This is a genomic window from Salipiger aestuarii, assembly GCF_003259905.1.
In the GTDB taxonomy this organism is placed as follows: Bacteria; Pseudomonadota; Alphaproteobacteria; order Rhodobacterales; family Rhodobacteraceae; genus Salipiger; species Salipiger aestuarii.
Genome location: NZ_QLMG01000025.1, coordinates 11,933 through 28,582, shown reverse-complemented (window position 1 = coordinate 28,582; position 16,650 = coordinate 11,933). Strand labels below are relative to the sequence as shown.

Below are 16,650 nucleotides of genomic sequence, written 5' to 3'. Positions count from 1 at the left end.
CTCGTTTCTGTTCATGCGTTGCTGTGTTGACGCTAATTTGGGGTAATTGCTGCAACTGCACAATACCGCTGAACCTCATTGCCGCTATGCGTTTTGCGCATGGGAGTTCGGGCGGCAAAGAACGCGATTGCAGGGCCTTAAGTATAATATTTGAGCGCAAGTTGTGCGACCGTTGCAACAGGTGCAAGGCGACGTTACGTCGGTTTGCACAAACGGAAAGGATCGTTAATGACCGTAACTGTGGAAGCGGTGAAAGCCGCGCTGAGCCGACTCGCACTTCCGGACGGAAATGACCCGATTTCGGCTGATCTGATTCGTGCTTTGAACGTCGAAGACGGGGTGGTGCGATTCGTCGTCGAGGCCCCAAGCGCCGAAATGGCCAAGGTGATGGAGCCGTTCCGCGCCGCCGCCGAAGCCGCGGTGCGGGCTGTGCCGGGTGTGCGTCAGGTCAGCGCCGTGCTGACCGCGCACGCACCCGCGCCCAAGGCGCCCTCGCTCAAGATGGGCGGCCACATGAAACCGCAAGAGACGCGGATGAACCCGCCGGGCGTCAAATCCATCATCGCCATCGGATCGGGCAAGGGCGGCGTGGGAAAGTCGACGGTGTCGTCCAACCTTGCCGTCGCGCTGGCGCGGGCGGGCAAACGGGTCGGGCTGCTGGATGCGGACATCCATGGCCCGTCGCAGCCGCGCATGTTCGGCGTGACCAAGCGCCCCGCGAGCCCCGACGGCAAGACCATCATCCCGCTTGTCGCCCATGGCGTGACGCTGATGTCCATCGGCCTGATGCTGCCCGAAGACAAGGCCGTGATCTGGCGCGGCCCGATGCTGATGGGCGCGCTTCAGCAGATGATGACGCAGGTGCAGTGGGGCGAACTGGATGTGCTGCTGATCGACCTGCCGCCGGGCACGGGGGATGTGCAGTTGACGCTGGGCCAGAAAACCGACCTGACGGGCGCCATCGTGGTGTCCACACCGCAGGACGTGGCGATGATCGACGCCAAAAAGGCGCTGGACGCGTTCGCCTCGCTCAAGGTGCCGGTGCTGGGGCTGATCGAGAACATGTCGATGTTCAAATGCCCCGATTGCGGGTTCGAGGCGCATATCTTTGGCGAGGGCGGCGTGCAGGCCGAAGCCACGCGGTTGGGCCTGCCGCTGCTTGCGGCGTTGCCCATTGATCTGGACACCCGCCTTGGCGGCGATGCGGGCCGCCCGGTGGCGCTGGGCGACGGGAACATGGCAAAGGCTTACGCGCAGCTTGCCGACCGGATGATACAGGGCGGGGTGGTTTAGCGCCGGAACAAAACCAGGTATGCCGCCGCATCGGTTCCGGCGCGGCGCAATGCAGCCCTATATGCAATGCGCCCCTATATATAATGCGCCCCTATATATAAAGTGCGCGCCGCGCGGGCTTCTGGCAGTGGGCTTGCGCGACCGTGCCCCGGTCGGCTATAGCGCGGGGCGAGATTTCCAATAGCATCAGACGAGGCAAGAGGCACCCATGGCCGGCCATTCCAAATGGGCAAACATCCAGCACCGCAAGGGCCGTCAGGACGCGGTGCGCGCGAAACTCTTTTCGAAGTTCTCCAAAGAGATCACCATCGCCGCCAAGATGGGCGATCCCGATCCCGACAAGAACCCCCGCCTGCGGCTTGCGGTCAAGGAAGCCAAAAGCCAGTCCATGCCCAAGGACAACATCGAACGCGCCATCAAGAAGGCGATTGGCGGCGAGGGCGACGATTACGAGGAAATCCGCTATGAGGGGTACGGCCCCAACGGCGTTGCGGTGATCGTCGAGGCGATGACCGACAACCGAAACCGCACCGCGTCGAACGTGCGCTCGACCTTTACCAAGAACGGCGGCAATCTTGGGGAAACCGGGTCGGTCGCCTTCATGTTCGAACGCAAGGGGGAGATCGTTTATACTTCGGCCGTGGGCGATGCGGACACGGTGATGATGGCGGCGATCGAAGCGGGCGCCGAGGATGTCGAAAGCGCCGGGGATGAACACGTCATCTATTGTGCCGCCACCGATCTCAACGAAGTCTCGACCGCGCTTGAGGCCGAGCTTGGCGAATCCGAAAGCACCAAGCTGATCTGGAAGCCCGGCACCACGACCGAGCTGGATCTGGAATCGATGCAGACGCTGATGAAGCTGGTGGACGCCCTGGAAGACGACGACGACGTGCAGCGCGTCACCACCAATTTCGAAGCCTCCGACGAGGTGATGGCGCAACTCTGACCCCGGTGTCAGCGATGCTTTCAAGGTCCCGGCGCAGACTGCGGCGGGACCTTTTGTTTTGTCCCGCCCGACGGCGCCGGGGCTTGTCCTTATGGTCCGCGCCGTTCAGTCTTGGGCCAGAGAACGGAGACGGCAATGACCCCGACCAGCTATATCGACGGGCCGCACGCGCGGCTTGCCTATGCCTTCAGCGCCGGCGAGGGGCCGGTGATCGTGTTCCTGTCGGGCTATAAATCCGACATGCAGGGCACCAAGGCAGTGCATCTCGAAGCCTGGGCCAAGGCGCGGGGGCGGGCCTTTCTGCGGCTGGATTATGCAGGGCACGGCGAATCGGGCGGGCGATTCGAAGACGGCTGTATCGGCGACTGGGCCATGGATGCGCAGGCGGTGATAGACGCGGTGGCACCGGGGCCGGTGCTGCTGGTCGGCTCGTCGATGGGCGGCTGGATCGCCAGCCTTCTGACGCAGCGGCTGGATCGGATCGTCGGGTTTGTGGGCATCGCCGCCGCGCCCGATTTCACCGAAGACGGATTCTGGGCCGAAATGAGCGACGCGCAAAAGCGCGAGATGGCCGAGCATGGCGTCTGGTATCGTCCGTCGGCCTACGGCGACCCCTACGCCATCACCCGGCGCCTGATCGAAGACGGCCGCCGCCGGCTGGTTCTGCGCACGCCGCTGCCGATGCCGTTCCCCGTCCGGCTGTTGCAAGGCACCGAAGACGAGGCGGTCAGCCGCGACGTCGCCCTGCGCCTGTTCGACCACATCGACGGGGCGGACGTGCGGCTGACGCTGGTCAGGGGGGCCGATCACCGCTTTTCCGAACCGGATAATCTGGCGGTGATCGAGGCTGCCATAAGTGAGGTGTTGCAATGACCGGGATGCAGCCGCGGATCAGTCTGATCACGCTGGGGGTGCGCGACATCGCGCGCGCCGCCGCGTTTTACGAATCGCTCGGGCTGGTCCGGGCCGACGGGCCGGACGGCGTGGTGGCCTTTGACCTGCTGGGTCAGACCCTGGGGCTGTTCGACCTGGAAAAGCTCGCCGAGGATATCGGCGTGCCGATCGAGACACTGGGGGTCGGGGGCGCTACGCTGGCGCATAACCTTGGCAGCCGCGCTGAGGTCGAGGCGCTGATGCTTCTGGCCGAAACGGCGGGCGCGCGCATCCTGAAAGCTCCGCAAGAGGTGTTCTGGGGCGGCTATCACGGCTATTTCTCCGATCCCGACGGGCATGTCTGGGAAATCGCTCACAATCCGTTTTCGCCCCTGCGGCAGGGCGACGGGGCGTTTCGCTGGCAGGGGTATGGCGCGGACTGACGCGTATTCGATAGTCGGGAACTATTTATCAAGATTTTTGCGCGACTCTGCCTGAAAGACGGCTGCTGCGGCCGTCTGCCCCAGTGCGGCCGGTCCGGCCGCCTGCTTGCTGCCAGCCAGGAGGGCGACATGCGCGAACCGGAAAACAACGATCTTGGCTTCGGGGATTTCCTGCGCCGGGTCGCGGAAACCACATGGAACCGTCGCGGGCTCGAGGCGGCGCTGGCCGGGGTCTGCCATCCCCAGCTCATTTGCCGCAACGCGCTCGCCATGGGGTACGGCGCGGAGGCGCTGCGCGGAGAGGCGCTTGAACTGCTCGCCGCGCTGCCCGACCTTGCCGCGCGCAGCGAAGACGTGGTCTGGTCCGGCAATGGGCGCGTCGGCATGCTGGGGTCTCAGCGCGTCCTGATGCAGGGGTGTCACGATGGCACCGGCGCGTTTGGCACCCCCACCGGAAAACGCATCCGGTTTCGCGTGCTCACCGACATTTATGCCAAGGACAACCGCATTTCCGAAATCTGGGCGGTGCGCGATACCGGCGCGATCCTGCGCCAGCTTGGCATCGCACCGCAGGCCTGGGCGCGGGCCCGGTTGCGCCCGGGCGATCCCGAGTCAGGGCCGTTCCATCCGGGAATCGACCAGCCCGGTCCCTATACCGGCGGCGGCAACGGCAACCAGTGGGGGATGGCGTTCGCCGGTGTTGTCGAACGCATCATGCATCACGAATTTTCCGAGATTGCCGAACAATACGATCCGGCCGCGCGGCTTTGCTACCCCGGCGGCGTGATCGCCGAGGGCGCCAGCGCCGCCGAACGGTTCTGGTTCGGGCTGCGCGCGTCGTTTCCTTCGGCGACGTTCACGATCCACCACCGGGCGGGCCGCGAGGATCGCCTGATGCCGCCCCGCGCCGCGCTGCGCTGGTCGCTCAGCGGGCGTCACGACGGGTGGGGCGCCTTTGGCAAGCCGACCGGGGCGATGGTCCATGTGATGGGGATCAGCCATGCGGAATTTGGCCCCAGCGGCATCCGTCGCGAATGGTCGATGTATGACGAAGCGGCGATCTGGATGCAGATTCACGCCTCGGGTCTGGTGCCGGTCGCGCGTCAGGCGATAGCGGCGGAATGACGCCGATCCTCCGTTTGCAAGGCCGCTGTTTTCGCGCTTTCCCTCGCTTGCCGCTCTGGTACCCTGCGGGCCGGGCAACAAGGGGGCGCAGGCATGGCAGACGCGGAACGCGGCAGGCAACGGGTCCGCAATGGCTGAATCGCTGGTGCTTTTGCCGGATGTGATGTGCGATGCGCGCCTTTGGGGGCCGCAGATCGCGGATCTGTCGCGGGACATGGCCGTGACGGTGGCGCCGATCAGCGGCGGCGAGCGGGTCGAAGAGGTCGCCTCGGGGCTGATGGACGTGCTGCCACGCCGCTTTGCGCTTGCGGCCGTCGGCCTGGGGGGCTCCATCGCCATGGAACTGCAACGCCGCGCGCCGGATCGCGTGGCGCGGTTGATGCTGATCAACGCGTCTCCGCTGGGCGAAACGCCGGCACAGGCTGCGGCGCTCGATCCGCTTATCATCAAGGCCCGTGCGGGGCGTTTGTTCGAAGCGACGCGCGCGCTGATCCCGGCGGAATCGCTTTATCCCGGCGATTACAGGGCCGAGATTCAGGCCATGCTTGACGACATGGCGCTGGGGCTGGGGGTCGAAACGCTGGTGCGACAGGTCCGTCTGATGCAGCGTCGTCGTGACCAGCAAAGCGCACTGCGCAAGATACGGGTGCCGACGACGGTTCTGTGCGGCGCCGAGGATGCCCAGCATCCGGTCAAGCGTCAGGCGTTTCTGGCCGAGCTTATCCCCGGCGCCCGGCTTGAGGTGCTGGATGAAGCGGGCCGCTTGCCGATGCTGGAACGCCCCGACGCGGTGTCCGCCGCGATCCGCGCCTGGATGGCCGAGCCGCTGCTGCTACGCTGACCGGCGCGTCCAATGGCGATTGACGCCGGCCCGACCCGCGCCTATGCCGGGCACGCGTGGAGGGCCGGGCGGCCGCCGCCGTTGCAAGACGGGGGAGGAAAGTCCGGACTCGCCGAAACACCGGTGCCGGGTAACGCCCGGGCAGGGCAACCTGACGGAAAGCGCCACAGAAAACAAACCGCCGCCCCTTGGGGCGGTCAGGGTGAAACGGTGGGGTAAGAGCCCACCGCGCCCCCGGCAACGGGGGTGGCATGGCAAGCCCCACCGGGAGCAATGCCAAATAGGGACCTCGCGCGGGGCATGATCCCGTCAGGGATATCGCCGCAGGGCAGTTTCGGCCCGAGAGGTCCGGGTTGGCAGCTTGAGCCCGTGGGCAACCGCGGGCCTAGAGGAATGGTCGCCGAACGGCGGGGCAACCCGCCGGGAACAAAATCCGGCTTACAGGCCCTCCACGCAATATATCGGCCATTCCCGGTTGACTCGGTGCCGGGGATGAGTACAAGGCGGAACTCAAGAGATTTCACGGGCCCTCTGCGCATGCGCGGGACCGCTGCAGGAGAAGACACATGGCGAAGCCGACCACCATCAAGATCCGCCTGAACTCGTCCGCGGGCACGGGCCACTTTTATGTGACCAAGAAGAACGCGCGCACGATGACCGAGAAAATGACCGTTCGCAAATTCGATCCGGTTGCGCGCAAGCACGTCGAGTACAAAGAAGGCAAGATCAAGTAAGCCACACCTCGTCGGGACAGTGACAGGGGCCGCGCAGATCCATCGGACGCGCGGCCTTTCTTGTGTTCGCGGCCAAGACGCCAGGCCAAGAACTCGGGCTCGCACGTCAGGCCATAACATATCAGGCCATAACATATCAGGCCAGAACACGACAGGCTTCGAACGGGCAGGGCAGGGTGATGCAGCCAGATCCGCGTGACATGATCCTCGTCGACGACGGGCCGGACCGTGCGCCCGCGCTGTTCACGGCCCCGCGAGAAATCGTCACCGCGCAGGACGTGCCCTCGGCCGTCGCCGCGCTGGAGAAGCTGGACGCGGCGCGTCGTGCCGGAGCCTGGGTCGCCGGGGTCGCCCATTACGAACTGGGCTATGCGCTTGAACCGGCCTTGCGATCGCTGCTGCCGGAAAAGATTCCGTTGCTGACATTCGGCATTTTTGACGCCCCACGCGCGGCGCCGGCCTCGACCGCGCAGGGCGCGCGGGTGATGCAGGTTTCCCCCCTGTGGGACCGGGATCGGTACGGGCGCGGGTTTCAGGATATCAAGCGGATGATCGCTCGGGGGGATCTGTATCAGGTCAACCTGACCATGCCGGTCGAGGTGCGTTTCGAGGGCAGCTCCACGGCACTTTGGCAGGCGATGCGGGACTTTCAGGCGGTCGGACACGGGGCCTTGCTGCGGCTGGGCGAACTGACGGTGCTGTCGCGCTCGCCCGAGCTGTTCTTTCGCACCGACGCGACCGGGCGCATTGCTGTCGCCCCGATGAAGGGCACCGCCCCGCGCGGGGCCGATCCGGCCACGGATCGTGCGTTGCGCGACGCGCTTGGTCAGGACGAAAAGAACCGCGCTGAAAATGTGATGATCGTCGATCTGATGCGCAACGATCTGTCACGCATCAGCAGGGTAGGATCGGTCGGTGTGCCCGAACTGTTGCGGGTCGAAACCTACAGCACGGTTCATCAGATGGTCAGCCGAATTGAGTCGCAACTGGACGATGTCTTTGACCTGTCGCGGATATTTCATGCAATATTCCCTTGCGGTTCCATCACCGGTGCGCCCAAGATCGCCGCGATGAAGGCGATTCACCGGCTCGAAACCTGGGGGCGGGGCGCTTATTGCGGCGCCATCGGCTGGGCGGCCCCCGATGGGCGCTCATCGTTCAACGTCGCGATCCGGACGCTGACGGTGACCGCGCCCGGACGCGCGGTGATGGGGGTCGGCGGCGGCATCGTGCATGACAGCCGCTGCGACGCGGAATACGAGGAGGCCTTGTGGAAATCCCGCTTCGTGACAGGACTGATCCCGCGCTCCGCGTGATTGAAACCATGCTTTGGCTACCACATTCGGGCATCGTGCGCGAACGGCGCCACCTTGGCCGCTGCCAGGCGACCTGCGCCGCGCTGGGGTTCGTTTACGATCCGGTGGCGGTGCTGCGTCAGGTCAATCGGCTGAACGGGGGCGCCCCGCTGCGGCTGCGCATGACCATCGGCCAGGGCGGAGATGTCGATCTGACGGCACAGCCCTTCGATCTTGGCGTCCACCCCGAGCTTAGCCGCCTTGCAATCTCGACCACACGGCTTGACCAGCGTGATCCGTTCCTGCGGCTCAAGACCACGCGCCGCGCGCTGTACGATCAGTGCTATGCGTCGCGGCCCCCCGGGATCGACGAGGTGATCTTTTTCAACGGTCAGGACGAGTTGTGCGAGGGATGCATCACCAACATCTTCGTGCAGGTGGAGGGGCAGAAACTGACGCCGCCGGTGTCCAGCGGACTGCTGCCCGGCGTGCTGCGCGGCAGTCTGCTTGGCACCGGCGAGGTGCATGAGGCCATCCTGACGCGCGACGACCTTGGTCGTGCAGAGCGGATCTGGATCGGCAATTCCCTGCGGGGGTTGATGCCGGCCGCGCTAGCCTGACCTGATCTTCCCCAGGGCCGTAACGCAAAAGGCCCCGCGCGATGCGGGGCCTTCCGTTTTTGCAAGCGGCAGAGATTACTCTCTGTTGCCAAGCAGTTGCAGCAGGAACATGAACATGTTGATGAAGTCCATGTAAAGGTTCAGCGCGCCAATGATGGCGGCCTTGCCCAGCCATTCGCTGTCGCCATGCGCGGCGTGCTCCAGGTAGGTGGCCTTGATCCTCTGCGTATCATAGGCGGTGAGACCGGCGAAGATCAGCACGCCGATACAGGAGATGGCGTAATGCATCGCCGGCGACTGCAGGAAGAGGTTGATGATCATCGCGACCAGAATGCCGATCACGCCCATGATCAGGAACGACCCCCAACCGGAGATGTCCTTTTTCGTGGTGTAGCCCCACAGCGACAGCCCGGCAAAGGCGATCGACGTCACCAGGAACACCTGCGCGATCGAAAAGCCGGTGAAGGCCACGAAGATCCAGCTGAGCGACAGCCCCATCACCGCCGCGAAGGCGAAGAAGAACAGCTGCGCGCCGGCGGCGGACAGGCGGTTGAGCGCCGCGCCAAAGGCGAACACCATGATAAGCGGCGCGAACATGACGATATAGCCAAGGATGTTCGGGCGCAGCGTGGCGGGATCGCGGAAGACGCTCAGCAACTCGGGGCTGGTGCCGACAGCCCAGGCGACTGCAAAGGTAATGAGCATCCCCACGGACATGGTCCCGTAGACCTTGTTCATGTGGGTGCGCAGACCCTCGTCAATCTGGGCCGCGCTCGACGTTCCGGCTGCGGTCCGGATTGTTCTGTATTCAGCCATCAATGCCTCCAAGCTGTGTTCGGGATGGAATACCGGTGTTTACGCTTTCGATATTGGCAGAGACCCAGAGCTTTTCAAGACGCAACGCCAGAGAAACGCGCTGTTTCCGGCCGAATTTCGTGGGGGCTTTGACTTAGTCGCGCCAGTGGGCGGGCGCGTCCCACGGCTTGCGCCGGGCCTCCCGGACCACATCGCTTCGGCTAAGCCCCAGATCGCGCAGCGCCGCCTCGTCAAGACGGGCAAGCTGGCGGCGCTGACGCGACAGGGCGCTCCAGCGCAGCAGCCCGGCCAGGATGCCGCGGCGGCGGACAGTCGGGGGGCAGGTAAGGGCAACGTCACGTCGCATGATGATATCCTTCACATATTGTGATGAATGTTTCTCTGTTCATGTTGTTGTGTGATGGGTATTCAATGGTCTGACCCATCAGTAAAACGACTATTCCTGACACCCCCCATCACGAAATCCGATTCATGCGCAATCTGGACATCACCACGCTTCGATCCTTTGTCGCCGTCGCGGACGCGGGCGGCGTGACCCGCGCTGCGGGCTTTCTGAACCTGACGCAATCGGCGGTGTCGATGCAGCTCAAGCGGCTCGAAGATCTGCTGGAGCTTGCGCTGCTCGACCGTTCGGGGCGGGGCGTCAGCCTGACCCCGGCGGGCGAACAGCTGCTGAGCTATGCCCGCCGCATGGTCGAGATGAACGACGAGATATACGCAAAGCTGACCCAGACCGATCTGATGGGCGAGATCGTGCTGGGCGTGCCTCACGACATCGTCTACCCGGTGATTCCGCGGGTGATGAAAAAAATGCAGCGCGACTTTCCGCGGGTCCGGTTGCAGCTGGTCAGCGCGTACTCCGCCGACCTCAAGGACCAGTTCGCGCGCGGCGCGGTCCACGTCATCCTGACCACCGAAACCGATCCGGACCAGGGCGGCGAGCCAATGCTTGAGGTGCCGCTGCGCTGGTATGGCGCGCCCGGCGGCACCGCCTGGAAACTGCGCCCGCTGCCGGTTGCGATTTCGCGCCGCTGCGGTTTTCGCCCCGTGGTGGCGGCGCGTCTGGAACGCGAAGGCACCGCATGGGAACTGGCGGTCGACAGCGAAAGCGACCGCACGATCGAGGTCTCGGTGTCGGCAGATCTCGCGGTGACACCGGTGCTTGAGGGACACGCGCCGGGGCATTTCGAAATGATCCCGCCGGGGATCCTGCCGGATCTGGGGGCGCAGAAGATCTGCCTTTATGCGTCCGCCGCGCGTCCCCGCATCATCGACCCGCTGCTCGATATGCTGCGGGCCGAATTCGGCATTCTGCGCGGACGCCGGGAAATGGCGGCGCAATAGGCGCGGCGCTCTTGTCTTCCGGGAAAGATCCGGCAGGCATGCCGTCTTCCGCGAGTCAGCAGAACGTCAGCCGCATCCAGCAGCTTTCGGCGCATGCCCAGACCGTCGCCTTCGACGTTCGCAACACCGGCCAGGTGTTTCAGCGGGTCCAAGGCAACCTCTCTGTCGGCCACCGGGCAGCGGTTGATCGCAAAGGCCCGGTCCCGTCGGGAAAACCCCGCCGGTGGATTGCAGCGCGCCATGCATGTTCAGGTCGGAGTCGGCGATATCGACGCCAGCAGTTCGGTGAAACCGGCCAGCGTTGACGCCATTGCCATGAGTTTTGTGTGGCGATCCCGGACGAACGCGACGCCCCATGGTATCCGGACATGGCCGCCGACGCCGAGGGCGCCGTGGTCGTGGCAATGCGCGGGGAATACGCCCCCCTGTCTTCGGGCGAGGTCGTCCATGCGGCCACCATCGCCTGCACCAAAACCCGACGGCGGTTCGGTTGACCAGACGGGGGCTCAGAACTCCCCCTGCAACCCCTGATAAATCGCTTCGATCCGGCTTGCCTCGTCGTCGGTCAAAGCGGCGAACTCCCTGGCTCTGGCCCGTCCTGACAGCCTGCCGCCGTTCTGGTGTAAAAAGCGGAACAGCAGGTCGAGCGTGCGGTCCGGCATGTCGATCAGGCCCGAGACGCGGGTCTTGAACCCGTCATAGGCGCGCAGGAACCGGGTTTCGGCGGGCAGGTCGCTGTCGATTGTCTGCGCCACACAGGCGAAGAGGAATTCGGCATGGGGCGTGGCGTCGAAGAACCGGTAGAAATCGCCGGTGTCGTTCAGTATTTCGACGTTGCCACGACCTGTCGGGCGCCAGTCGACATGGGGCAGCAACCGACGCGAATAGCTCTCCAGCACCTTCCGGTAGGCCTCGATCCTCTCCAGGATCACCGCCGACACCGGGAAGACCAGCCCGGACGGATTGAAGCCGCGCGCGGCGAGAACGTGGTGGATCAGGTAGCGATGCAGGCGCCCGTTGCCGTCCTCGAACGGGTGAATGTAGACGAAGCCGAAGGCGAGGCTCGCGGCGGCGAGAACAGGGTCGAGCCGCGGGGCGATATCGCGGTCGAACGCTTCCAGTCCGGCGATCAGCGCGGGCAGGTCTTCGTGTCGGGCGCAGACGTGATCAGGCAGGGGGGCACCGGTCGCGCGGTCATGCTCGCCGATGAATCCTCCGTCCTGACGCAGGCCCAGATGCACGAAGCGGGCATCGCCGATGACGATGCGTTGCAGGCGTTCGAGTTCGGCCCGGTCGATCGGATGCCGCCCGGCCTCGCCGATGATCCGGCCCCAGCGCCGGATGCGATCCTGGGGCGGGTTCTCGCCTTCGATCTGGAAACTCGACCGTGAATCCTTGAGCAGCAGGAAGGCCGCCGTGCGCGCCAGCAGATCGGCAGGCACCTCGGCCAGCACCGCGCGGGCCTCGGCCGCCAGATCGCGGGCGATGAAAGCCTCGATTGCTGGTGTGCGCAAGATCATCGGGCAGAAGCCGGGGGTGCCGGGCAGGTTGTTGCGGACCCGGTGGCGCGGCGAGACGGCGCCTTGTGCCTGCCATTGCAGCTTGGCGTCGACCACGGGCGCGTAATTGCCGCGCGTGGCATCGGGCAGATCCAATTCCTGCCCGAGGAGCCATTCATAGAGGAACCAGATCCTGCGCGCGTAGCTGCCCGTCGGGGCGGCCTCGACAATTGCTCGGATCGGCTCCGGGCCGGTTGTCCTGAACAGCCGCTTGAGAACCGCCAGATCCAGCCCCTCGTAGCGCATCGCGAAGGTCAGATGACCGATGAGGCTTGGCTCGGGCGCGTGACGGGGCGTGTAAAGGCGCCAGCCGTCGGCCTCGTAGACCTTGTGACGCGGCCCGATGGCGCAGAGTGTACGGGGCAGGGGGGCTGCGAGCGCATAGGCAGCGATCAGCGCGGCATAGCCTGCGGGTGTGGCCTCCTCTGGAAGCCAGCGCTCGTGAAAAACAGTTACGGCGCCTGAAAATGGATTCCTTTGCCCGTGATCCATGAATTTCAGTTCTTGGTCCCCATTGGTAATTTGAAACCGATAAGTCGCATGAATTTTGATTACGATCAATGAGGTGGCGTGAAAGCTGATGGATCGGGTGCTGTTGTCTCTGGCCGCGCAGGAGAATGGCGGAGCCTGTGATGGAGAGGAAGAGGGAGGCACTGACCCCCGCCGATCGAGAGACAGCGCCGTCCGGGTTTGCCCTCGCGCTCTGCGAGGATCCGCGTTCGGGAAACTCCTGACTACCTCGGCGGGCTGCGTCCTGACCAGCCGGTGACCGGCGGGCCGGCGCCGCGGCTCGGTGATCAACACCTTCGCGTGCTTGCCGGCACCGGTTTTCCGGGCACGGCCCCGCCGCGCCGTCTCGACAAGATGAACCGGCTGGCTGGTCCGTATCGCTGGTCACCTCGTGCCATCCCGATGGTCAGGGGGGCGGCACAAAGCTGCTGTCCCGTATCCGTCGCCAGCGTCGAACCTCAATGCCAGCGTTCTCCTTTTCATCGTTTGCCACCCACTCGGTGCCCGCGCAGGAGGAAATCGTACCCGGCGTCGTCGGGTTTTCGGGTTGCGCTTGGAGCAAATCTTCCTGCCACCTGGATGGCGCGGGCGTTCGGGAAAAGGCTGTGCGGCAGACCAGTCCGGGGCAGACCCCCCGAGATTCCAAGGCGACATGCATCGCTCTGTCCTGAACGGTTCTGACCGTCCAGGACAGAAGACGGTTAGGTCGTCGTGCCGTCGGCACCGTGCCGTCGGCACGACATTCGGCGTCAGGTGTTTGTCACCTCGATCCGCTTGACCTTGGCCTGCGCTTCCGGGGTCTGCGGCAACTTGATCGTCAGCACGCCGTTGCTGAAGCTGGCGTCGGCCTTCTCACCGTCGACACCCGGAGGCAGCGGGATCGTGCGATAGATCGCGCCATAGCTGCGTTCGGAGAGATAGTAGCCCTTCTTCTCTTCCTGCCGCTCGATCTTCTTCTCGCCCTTGATGGTCAGCATGTCGCCGGTCACGGTGACCTCGATGTCCTTCATTTCCATGCCGGGCAGTTCGATCGACACCTCGACGTGATCTTCGGTCTCGACCACGTCGGATTTGGCCTCGCCTTCGCCCCAGGGCCAGTCAAAATCGCCCACGCGGTTCCAGAAGCCTTCGAACACGCGGTTCATATCGCGCTGAAGGGTGGTTATGGGGTTCTGGTCGTCACTTTTCGGGTCGGGCGCTTGATCCTTCCGCGCCCAGGGAATCAGGTCCTTGATCTGCATGTGAGTGCTCCTTTCTTCTGCCGGTGCGATGCGCCGAACTTACGACGCCGTCACGGTGATCTTCTTGGGTTTGGCTTCGGCTGCGCGCGGCAGCGTCAAGGTCAGCACGCCATTCGAGACCTGCGCGCCGATCTTGTCGGGGTCGAAGTCGTCGGACATGGTGAAGGCCCGCTCGAAATCGCCCTCGCCGTATTCGGCATAAGCCAGTTGCAGCTTCTCGGGTTGCGCGGCGTGGACCTTGCCGCGGATCGTCAGCGCGCGGTTTTCGAGCGTGATGTCCACGTCTTCGGCGGCGACGCCTGGCATCTCAAGCATCAGTGTCACCCCGTCGGCCGTTTCGACGATGTCAGTCAGCGGTCCGTAGATACGGCGCCCGGTGGTGGTTTCCGGCGTCTCGGCCGGGGTCTTGTCGGCAGTATGGGTCACGTCGTTGGTCATGGGACGGTCCTCCTCTTACGCAGCCTTGATCGCGATTTTTCGTGGCTTGTCCTCTTCGGGACGGCCGATCACGATGCGCAGCACGCCGTTGGTCATGCGCGCCTCGACCTTGTCGTCCGCGGCCACGAAGGGCAGACGAACCGAACGGACGAACTTGCCAAAGCCGCGCTCGTTGCGGTGCCAGCGGGCTCCTTCCGGCATTTCGGGCGCCTTGCGCTCGCCAGAAAGCGTCAGGACATTCTCCTTCACGGAAATGTCGATGTCGGCAGGGTCCACGCCAGGAAGTTCCGCAGTGATCGCGACCGCCTCGTCGCCCTGCCAGACATTCACGGCCGGAAAGACAGGCTGCGCCAGACGGCTTGGCGAGACCCTGTCGAAATCGCGCAGCATCGAGCGCATCAGCGCAAACGGATCGCTGCGGCGGGTGTAGGTGGGATAGAGCATGGTTGGCCTCCATCGTTTCAGTTGACGGCGTGACCTTGCTGCCACGCCACTGAACGCCCGCGGAGAACGGACATGCCTCAGGGTTTGCCAATTCGGCGGGGCCCTGGTGCGTTCACGTCCGCCATGCGTTCGCGTCGGGCGAACATCAGACGGCGCGCTGAATCCACCGAACCTATCGCCTGTCCGTGAAACCCCAACTGGGCGTTCCACTGCGGATAAAGTGTTGCGAATCTGCAACTTCAAGGCCCCGGCGCAAAAATATTCCCATCAATACACGCCCCAAAGTCCAAGGCGCGGTTTGGGACCGCGCATAGTCTGCGGCGCGTGCAGAAGACCGGCCGGTAAGATGGCTCGGAGGGGACCGGAAAGCGCGCGCAAACGCCGGACTCGAACATCGTTGGGCGGCCGCCCGGCACGCGTTTCGCGCTGGAGGGTCCGGCGCCGCAGGCCTTCCGTCTGGGCTATGCGGCGCTGGACGAGGGGCAGATCGCCCGGGCGCTGGAGATCCTCGCCCGGAGCGTTCCGGGCTGAACCTATTCCGCCGCGACCCGGGGGCGGGCTTGCGCGGGGGCGACATGCATCCCGAGCCGGGTCAGCAGGTCCTGATCCTTCCACGCCGCCGGGTTGCCGGTGGTCAGAAGCTGGTCGCCCACGAAGATCGAGTTCGCCCCGGCGAGGAAGCACAGCGCCTGCAGCTCGTCGCTCATCCCCGTGCGCCCGGCCGACAGCCGCACGACCGATGCCGGCATCAGGACACGGGCCAGCGCCACGATGCGCACCAGCGCGAAGGGATCGACAGCCTGCGCACGCGCCTGCACCGGCACGCCCTCGATCTCGTTCCACAGGTTCACCGGCACGCTGTCGGGATGCGCGGGCAGGGTGGCCAGCGTCACCAGCATGGCGATGCGGTCCTCCTCGGCCTCGCCCATGCCAAGGATGCCGCCGCAACAGACCTTGATCCCGCCCTTGCGGACCTGCTCGACGGTGTCGAGGCGGTCCTCCATCGTCCGGGTGCTGGCGATCTGCGCGTAATACTCGGGCGAGGTGTCGATGTTGTGGTTGTAGAAATCCAGGCCCGCCGCCTTGAGCCGCGTCACCTGATCGGGATCGAGCATCCCCAGCGTCATGCAGGTTTCAAGCCCCAGATCGGCCACGCCCTGAACCATGTCGCAGAGCTTGTCCATGTCGCGATTTTTCGGGCTGCGCCAGGCGGCGCCCATGCAGAATCGCTGCGCCCCTGCGGCCTTGGCGCGCTTGGCGGCGGCGAGCACCTCATCGGTGTCCATCAGCTTGGTGGCTTTCACCCCGGTGTCGTGAAAAGCGGATTGCGAGCAATAGCCGCAATCCTCGGGGCAGCCGCCGGTCTTGATGCTGAGCAGGCTTGCGGTCTCGATCGCATTGGGATCGAAATGCGCGCGGTGCAGGGTCTGGGCGCGATGCATGAGGTCGGAAAAGGGCAGGGCGTGGATCGCCCTCGCCTCTTCCATGGTCCAGTTGGTACGGATCATTGGGCGCGGGCCCGGAGCAGGGCGAGACCGGAGATCAGCCCCGACGCCAGCGCCAGCTTCACCAGATCGCCGAGGATGAAGGGCGTGAACCCCGCCGCAAGCAACCCGGATGCGGGCAAGAAGGTTGCAAGCCAAGCAAGGCCGAGGGCATAGACCACGGCGAGGCCCGCAAGCATTGCCAGAAAGCGCCCGATCAGCCCGCGCCCCTGAGCCAGCCAGCCGGTGAGGCCCGCGCCCAGCAGGTAGCCCGCAAGGTAGCCGCCGGTCGGCCCGGCCATGTAGGCCAGCCCGATGCCGCGTTCAGGCGCGCCGGAAAACACCGGCATCCCCAGCGCCCCGGCTGCCAGATAGGTGGCCATTGCCGCCAGCGCCAGCCGCGGCCCGAGGGCGGCGGCAAGGAAGAACACCGCCAGCGTGTGCAGCGTCATCGGCACCGGCCAGAACGGGATCTGCGCCTTGGCGCCGAGGGTGATCAGCAGGGCGCCGCCAAGCGCGATCCCGAGGCCGCGCCAAAGCGCCGCGGGACGGGTGAGGGACGGGGTGAGAAACGCCATGGGTTAATCCTCCTAAGCCAGGCATCGAATCTATCTATACCTTCGGGGCCACGTCGGCGTTCG

Annotated in this window: 19 protein-coding genes and 1 other RNA gene; 12 read left to right on the top strand and 8 right to left on the bottom strand. The window is 65.0% G+C overall.

Translation table 11 applies throughout. The features are described 5' to 3' along the window. Positions 1-228: 228 nt before the first annotated feature. The 10 genes from ATI53_RS13600 (at position 229) to ATI53_RS13555 (ending at position 8,173) form a co-directional block, all read left to right on the top strand. Positions 229-1,293, top strand: a complete 1,065-nt coding sequence (locus ATI53_RS13600) for an Mrp/NBP35 family ATP-binding protein (protein ID WP_009505432.1) — start codon at positions 229-231, stop codon at positions 1,291-1,293. Between the two features lie 208 nt (positions 1,294-1,501). Further along, on the top strand, positions 1,502-2,242 hold the full coding sequence (locus ATI53_RS13595; protein WP_009505431.1) for a YebC/PmpR family DNA-binding transcriptional regulator: 741 nt from the start codon (positions 1,502-1,504) through the stop codon (positions 2,240-2,242). Between the two features lie 135 nt (positions 2,243-2,377). Next, positions 2,378-3,115: an alpha/beta hydrolase gene (locus ATI53_RS13590; RefSeq protein ID WP_009505430.1), complete on the top strand. Its 738-nt coding sequence runs from the start codon at positions 2,378-2,380 to the stop codon at positions 3,113-3,115. A gap of 5 nt (positions 3,116-3,120) precedes the next feature. Further along, positions 3,121-3,558: a VOC family protein gene (locus tag ATI53_RS13585; protein WP_034452940.1), complete on the top strand. Its 438-nt coding sequence runs from the start codon at positions 3,121-3,123 to the stop codon at positions 3,556-3,558. A gap of 129 nt (positions 3,559-3,687) precedes the next feature. After that, a complete protein-coding gene (locus ATI53_RS13580; RefSeq protein WP_111550630.1) occupies positions 3,688-4,683 on the top strand; it encodes a nuclear transport factor 2 family protein in 996 nt (331 codons plus the stop codon). A gap of 130 nt (positions 4,684-4,813) precedes the next feature. Further along, entirely contained in the window at positions 4,814-5,524 is a 711-nt protein-coding gene (locus ATI53_RS13575; RefSeq protein WP_009505427.1) for an alpha/beta fold hydrolase, read from the top strand. 56 nt (positions 5,525-5,580) lie between these two features. Further along, positions 5,581-5,981: RNase P RNA component class A (gene rnpB / locus ATI53_RS13570), an RNA gene on the top strand. 109 nt (positions 5,982-6,090) lie between these two features. Beyond that, positions 6,091-6,258: a 50S ribosomal protein L33 gene (rpmG, locus tag ATI53_RS13565; protein WP_009505426.1), complete on the top strand. Its 168-nt coding sequence runs from the start codon at positions 6,091-6,093 to the stop codon at positions 6,256-6,258. 200 nt (positions 6,259-6,458) lie between these two features. Beyond that, positions 6,459-7,574: an aminodeoxychorismate synthase component I gene (locus tag ATI53_RS13560; RefSeq protein WP_051989499.1), complete on the top strand. Its 1,116-nt coding sequence runs from the start codon at positions 6,459-6,461 to the stop codon at positions 7,572-7,574. 8 nt (positions 7,575-7,582) lie between these two features. Then, the gene (locus ATI53_RS13555; protein WP_083840645.1) at positions 7,583-8,173 is read left to right on the top strand and encodes an aminotransferase class IV; all 591 of its coding nucleotides are present in this window, start codon (positions 7,583-7,585) and stop codon (positions 8,171-8,173) included. Between the two features lie 75 nt (positions 8,174-8,248). Here ATI53_RS13555 and ATI53_RS13550 read toward each other — a convergent pair whose 3' ends face one another. Both ATI53_RS13550 and ATI53_RS13545 read right to left on the bottom strand, forming a co-directional pair. Next, positions 8,249-8,989, bottom strand: coding sequence for a Bax inhibitor-1/YccA family protein (locus tag ATI53_RS13550; protein WP_034452930.1), 741 nt, complete (start codon positions 8,987-8,989; stop codon positions 8,249-8,251). 133 nt (positions 8,990-9,122) lie between these two features. Next, positions 9,123-9,335, bottom strand: coding sequence for a DUF1127 domain-containing protein (locus tag ATI53_RS13545; protein ID WP_034452928.1), 213 nt, complete (start codon positions 9,333-9,335; stop codon positions 9,123-9,125). A gap of 125 nt (positions 9,336-9,460) precedes the next feature. On the opposite strand from ATI53_RS13545, the gene ATI53_RS13540 reads away from it, so the two are divergent. After that, positions 9,461-10,333, top strand: coding sequence for a LysR family transcriptional regulator (locus ATI53_RS13540; protein ID WP_009505421.1), 873 nt, complete (start codon positions 9,461-9,463; stop codon positions 10,331-10,333). 326 nt (positions 10,334-10,659) lie between these two features. Then, a complete protein-coding gene (locus tag ATI53_RS23315) occupies positions 10,660-10,827 on the top strand; it encodes a hypothetical protein (RefSeq protein WP_170134583.1) in 168 nt (55 codons plus the stop codon). A gap of 12 nt (positions 10,828-10,839) precedes the next feature. Here the strand turns inward: ATI53_RS23315 and ATI53_RS13535 are convergent, their stop codons facing one another. The 6 genes from ATI53_RS13535 to ATI53_RS13510 form a co-directional block, all read right to left on the bottom strand. After that, entirely contained in the window at positions 10,840-12,696 is a 1,857-nt protein-coding gene (locus tag ATI53_RS13535) for a Fic family protein (RefSeq protein WP_240778606.1), read from the bottom strand. 455 nt (positions 12,697-13,151) lie between these two features. Further along, positions 13,152-13,643 (bottom strand): Hsp20/alpha crystallin family protein, encoded by a 492-nt coding sequence (locus tag ATI53_RS13530; RefSeq protein WP_009505417.1) that lies wholly within the window; start codon positions 13,641-13,643, stop codon positions 13,152-13,154. A gap of 39 nt (positions 13,644-13,682) precedes the next feature. Then, the gene (locus tag ATI53_RS13525; protein WP_009505415.1) at positions 13,683-14,081 is read right to left on the bottom strand and encodes an Hsp20/alpha crystallin family protein; all 399 of its coding nucleotides are present in this window, start codon (positions 14,079-14,081) and stop codon (positions 13,683-13,685) included. Positions 14,082-14,096: 15 nt separating this feature from the next. Beyond that, entirely contained in the window at positions 14,097-14,525 is a 429-nt protein-coding gene (locus ATI53_RS13520) for an Hsp20/alpha crystallin family protein (protein ID WP_009505414.1), read from the bottom strand. A 533-nt stretch (positions 14,526-15,058) separates the two neighbouring features. Continuing rightward, a complete protein-coding gene (bioB, locus tag ATI53_RS13515; RefSeq protein ID WP_034452925.1) occupies positions 15,059-16,033 on the bottom strand; it encodes a biotin synthase BioB in 975 nt (324 codons plus the stop codon). Next, positions 16,030-16,587, bottom strand: a complete 558-nt coding sequence (locus ATI53_RS13510) for a biotin transporter BioY (RefSeq protein WP_009505412.1) — start codon at positions 16,585-16,587, stop codon at positions 16,030-16,032. The genes bioB and ATI53_RS13510 overlap by 4 nt, the downstream gene beginning before the upstream one ends. Positions 16,588-16,650 lie beyond the last annotated feature (63 nt).